This window comes from Streptomyces sp. CoH27, assembly GCF_020181035.1.
Lineage (GTDB): Bacteria > Actinomycetota > Actinomycetes > Streptomycetales > Streptomycetaceae > Streptomyces > Streptomyces camelliae.
Genome location: NZ_JAIQYY010000084.1, coordinates 1 through 4,710, shown reverse-complemented (window position 1 = coordinate 4,710; position 4,710 = coordinate 1). Strand labels below are relative to the sequence as shown.

The 4,710-nt window shown below is 68.8% G+C and carries 3 protein-coding genes and 2 pseudogenes; 4 read left to right on the top strand and 1 reads right to left on the bottom strand.

Annotated elements, in window-relative coordinates; genetic code table 11:
* The first annotated feature begins 153 nt into the window (after positions 1-153).
* The 3 genes and pseudogenes from LE548_RS46355 (at position 154) to LE548_RS45010 (ending at position 3,541) form a co-directional block, all read left to right on the top strand.
* Entirely contained in the window at positions 154-1,521 is a 1,368-nt protein-coding gene (locus tag LE548_RS46355; protein WP_225102823.1) for a DUF1349 domain-containing protein, read from the top strand.
* A gap of 120 nt (positions 1,522-1,641) precedes the next feature.
* Positions 1,642-2,298: pseudogene (locus LE548_RS45015) on the top strand (acetyl-CoA carboxylase biotin carboxylase subunit family protein); the annotation flags it as partial.
* Between the two features lie 520 nt (positions 2,299-2,818).
* Entirely contained in the window at positions 2,819-3,541 is a 723-nt protein-coding gene (locus LE548_RS45010; RefSeq protein WP_225102822.1) for a hypothetical protein, read from the top strand.
* Positions 3,542-3,710: 169 nt separating this feature from the next.
* Here LE548_RS45010 and LE548_RS45005 read toward each other — a convergent pair.
* Positions 3,711-3,875 (bottom strand): annotated as a pseudogene (locus LE548_RS45005) (transposase); the annotation flags it as partial.
* A 73-nt stretch (positions 3,876-3,948) separates the two neighbouring features.
* On the opposite strand from LE548_RS45005, the gene LE548_RS45000 reads away from it, so the two are divergent.
* Complete coding sequence (locus tag LE548_RS45000; RefSeq protein WP_225102821.1) at positions 3,949-4,638, top strand: hypothetical protein; 690 nt, start codon at positions 3,949-3,951, stop codon at positions 4,636-4,638.
* Positions 4,639-4,710 lie beyond the last annotated feature (72 nt).

Below are 4,710 nucleotides of genomic sequence, written 5' to 3'. Positions count from 1 at the left end.
CCGACACGATCCACGGTCGCGACTGACGTTTCCCCACGGCCAGACCAACGAGCGGATAGCCCAACAGTCACATGATCATCCACTTCTGTTAGGACCTCTTACGGCCTCTACCACGACGAGGGCTCCCGGAACTTCACCGACACCAATAACGTCGTGCGCAACACCGGCCAGTGGCTCTTCGCGCACATCGGCTCAACCCACAACACCGGCGCCCTGACCGCCACCGACAACTGGACGGTCAACAACACCACCAACATCAGCAGCACCGACGGCCACGGTGACTCCGTCAGCGGCACCGTCGTCGTCACCGACGGCCACTGGCCGTCCGGCGCGTCGACGGTCATGAACAACGCGGGCATCGAGCCGCAGTACCGGCCGCTGACCACCGGCGCTGTCGTCGGCCCCTACAGCGCCTACTCCTCCACCCCCGCCGCCACCGGACAGACCGGCGGCTACTTCACCATCACCGACGCGGGCACAGACATCTGGGGCGCCGGCGGCCAGCACGACGACACCTACGGCACCGTCTACCAGGCAGGCGCCGCCGTCAACGGCACCTCGGTGACCGCCCGGGTCGACAACGTCGACAACACCAGCGCCTGGGCCAAGGCCGGTGTCGTGCTGCGCAACAACCTCACCGGCAGCGGTTCCTCACCCGGCTATGCGACCGTGGTGGTGACCCCGGCCAACGGCGTCAGCTTCCAGTGGGACTCCAACGGCGACGGCTACCGCGACCAGCCGACCTCGACGGTCACCTCGGTCAAGGCGCCGGTCTGGGTGCGGCTCACCCGTACCGCGACCCAGGTGTCCGGCTACTACTCCACCGACGGATCCACGTTCACCGAGATCGGCTCGGCGGTGACCCTGCCGTCCATGGCCGCCACTCAGGACGCCGGTGTCATCCACACCGCCCACAGCACCACCGTCGGCAGCGCGGCCTTCAGCAAACTGCAGATCGTCACCTCGCCCTGGCGTGCCTACAGCTCCATCCCGGCCGCAGTGGGCCAGAGCCAGGGAGTGACCTCCCTGACCAGCGCGGGCATCGACACATGGGCCACGAGCGCCCTGCACGACGACGAGTACTCCGCGGCCTACCAGCCGGCCGCCGCGGGAACCTCCTCCACGGTCACCGTCCACGTCGACAGCCAGGACAACACCAACGCCTGGGGCAAGGCCGGCCTGATGCTGCGCAACAGCATCGCCGGGGCCGGCTCGTCCACCGGGTACGCCTCCCTCGCCGTCACTCCCAGCAACGGCGTCAGCCTGGAGTGGGACTCCGACGGCGACGGCTACCTCGACAAGATCACCACCAAGACCGGTAGATCCGCCCCCGTCTGCCTCCGGCTGGTCAGGAGCGGCACATCGGTCACCGGTTCCTACTCCACCGACGGCACCACCTGGACCACCGTCGGCACCGCCACGCTGACCGGAGCCAACAGCAGCCTGGACGCGGGCACGTTCTTCACGGCCCACGCCCCGACACCCGGCACCGCGAGCTTCAGCCAGTTCTCCATCAGCTGACGAAGCGGAAGGGGCACCCGGGGCTGCGGCAGGACCGCCAGGCTCAGCGCCGCCTGGCGGTCCTGCGCCACGCCTACCCGGGTGTGTGGCGCCTGGCGACTGGGTGCGCTTCTCGGCAGCGACAGGCAGCTCGACGGGCCCGAGGTGTCGGTCGAGTGCGTCACCCACCGCGGCGAGACCATCGTGGTCGCGGTCACCCGCAAGACGGTCAGCGCTCCGCCCTTCTTCGAGGAACTGGCCCACTGCGTGGCCGCGGCCGACCCGCTGCTCGACGTGGTGACCTCCGTGGCACGGGCCGCGATCCGTGCCACGGGGGTCACCGACGGCGTCTGTCATGTCGAGATGCGGCTGGCCGACGGCCGGCCGCGGCTGGTCGAGGTCAACGGCCGGATCGCCGGCGACATGATCGGCCACCTCGTCGGACTCGCCACGGGCATCGACCTGCCCCGCGCCGCCGCCGATATCGCCTGCGGCCGGGCCCCCGACCTCACCCCCGCCCGGTCCTCGGCCGCGGCGATCCACATGCTCTACCCGGACACCTCCGGCACCCTGGTCCGTCTCGGCTTCGACGGCGTCAGCCAGCGCTGGCTGGACCGCGTGCACTTCCAGAACCAGGTCGGCGACCAGCTGCTTCTCCCGGCCGACGGCGGCAACATGTGGACCGCGCAGATCGGCCACCTGATCACCACCGCGCCCACCGCGGACCTTGCGCAGGCTCGCGCCGAGCAAGCTGCCCGCCGCATTCAGGTCCACGTCGAGCCCCGACCGGCCGACCAGCCTGTTGCCGCCGGGCGCCCCGTATGTCTGTGCCGGAGTACGCCGTGTCCGTGTCGGCGCCTGGCTGACGCTCCATCAGGTCTGCTGGAATCAGGTCACAGCGTGCCATCCCGCGAAGGCGGGCGGGCAGGTAAGCCACGCGCACTCCATCCGAGTGCTGCGCCGCCTGCTGGCCTACAGCGGCAGCGAGCCGATCACGGAGCACGATGTGCGGACGCTCGTGACTCTGGAGCCGAGGGCTTCCCTGCACCGGATCGTGTTCTTCCTGCACGAGCACGGCTTGCTCGAAGCTGACCACGACCGCCGCACAGCCCGCACCCCCTCACTGGCTCGCTTGGATACAACCCGCACGGATGCCCATCACTGCCAGGCCATCGAGCACAGGCTTCAGCGGCTCTCCCAGACGATGGCCGACCAGCTTCGAGCATGGGTCGCGGTCCGTCGCGGCCAGGGCCGCCGCCGGCACCCGCCAGCCGACTTCACGCGTATCCGTCGGGACTTCCACGTAGTTCTTCCTGTCTTGACCGCATGGTCCGGGCAGGGGCTGGATCTTCGGCAGATCACCTCCGCCCACGTAACGGCTGCACTCTCCGACCGGCAGGGACACCAGGCCCGCGGCGTACACCATGTCCTCCTGAGCGTCTTCCGCGCCCTCAAGCAGGAGCGCATCATCTTCACCAACCCGCTCGCCGGCCTCTCCCTCACAACACCGGTGCGACTGCCCGAACCCCTTCCCAGCGATCTGCTGCGCGGACTGCTGGACTCCATCGACAGCGCGATGGGGCGCCTGGCTGTCGGCCTGGTGGCCGTCCACGCCATCAAGGTCACGGACGTCGCCCGGCTGCCCCTTACCGCCCCCGACCTTGCCCGCGGAACCCTCCATCTGCGTCTGCGCAACCAGCCGCATGCCGTCTATCTCGACACGCTGACCCGTCAACTTCTGGACGAGTGGCTGCGGGAGCGACAGCAGCGATGGCCCGTCTCGCCCAACCCCCATCTCCTGATCACGACGCACTCGGCACACCACCCCGCGCTCCCGCCCGTCAGCTACTGCGCTCTGCGCCGTGCGTTCGACCTGACCGGGATCACCCCGCGTCAGATGTGGAGTGACCGGGTACTGGACGAGGCCCGGCTCACTGCCGATCCCGTGCATCTGGAGCACCTGTTCGGCATCCATCCGGGAACCGCCGTGCGCTACGTCCAGGCCGCCCATCCCGACAAAGCTCTGCCTCGCATTCGCTAAACCATGGCCCGGGCCTCCTCTGCACCGATAAACCACTCGGTGGGACACCACCGCGCAGTCGGCTCAGTGTCACCGTCGGGGCGCGGCTGCACCCCACTCGCCGAGACCTGGAAGTGGGGGGGCCCAGTGGTGTGACTCCTCCGGGCCACCCGACTTCTTGGCTTGTTCCTTAACATCGACCGTTATGCAGAGCGACGAGTGTCTCGGGTCGTTTGACGGTCTTGACCACGTCGTAGCGGGTGGCGGGGTTGCGGTTCTTGGAGCCGGGTGGTCGTCCTGGCCCCGGCCGGGTGGGTTTGGGTGCACGGGCCGGACTGCCGAGGTGGGGGCGGACGCGCGTGTGTGTGAAGTGCGCGGCGTGCACGCACACTTGAGAGGTATCGGTTTTCGGAAAGGACAGTGCATTCATGGGCCTGACCCGTCGGCTTCTCATGCTGCTCTTCGCACCCCTGCTCGCCCTGATGGTGGCGCCCGTGCTGGGGACCGGTTCGGCAGTCGCCGCACCGCAGGCGAAGACGATCTCGATCGCCCAGGCCCGCGGCCTGCCGGTCGGGACAGTGGTCACCGTGGCGGGCTCGGTGACGACTCCCTCCGGTGCCTTCGAATCCAGCTTCGGCGACAAGGGATTCGGGCTCCAGGACAGGACCGCCGGCCTCTACGTCAGCCTGCACAGCGACGTGCATGCGTACCCGTATCGGCGCGCACGCATCACCGGCACGCTGCGGGACAGCTCCGGACTGCTGACCCTGGTCCCGGCCGATCCTTCCGATGTCGAGCTCGGTCACAAGGGCCGGCCGGTGAAACCGGAGCGGGTCGGCACCGCCGGGGTCGGAGAGGCCACCGAGGGGCGGCTCGTCAAGGTCGTCGGCAGGATCACTCAAGCACCTACGAGCGACCTCCCCTACGGGTACAAGCTGTCCGTCGACGACGGTTCGGGCCCCGTGCCGGTCTTCGTCAATGTGCAGACGGGCATCGACGTCTCCGGCCTGAAGCAGGGGCAGAGGGTGCGCGTGATCGGCTTCAGCAGCCAGTTCGGCACCCACTACGAAATCGATCCGCGGTCGCCGCACGACATCGCGGTGGTCGGGGCCGACTAGTACTGCAACCGCATCTGGGGTGACGATCAACGTCGCCTGTCGTTGATGTGACTGTGTGCTGATGCGCTGACG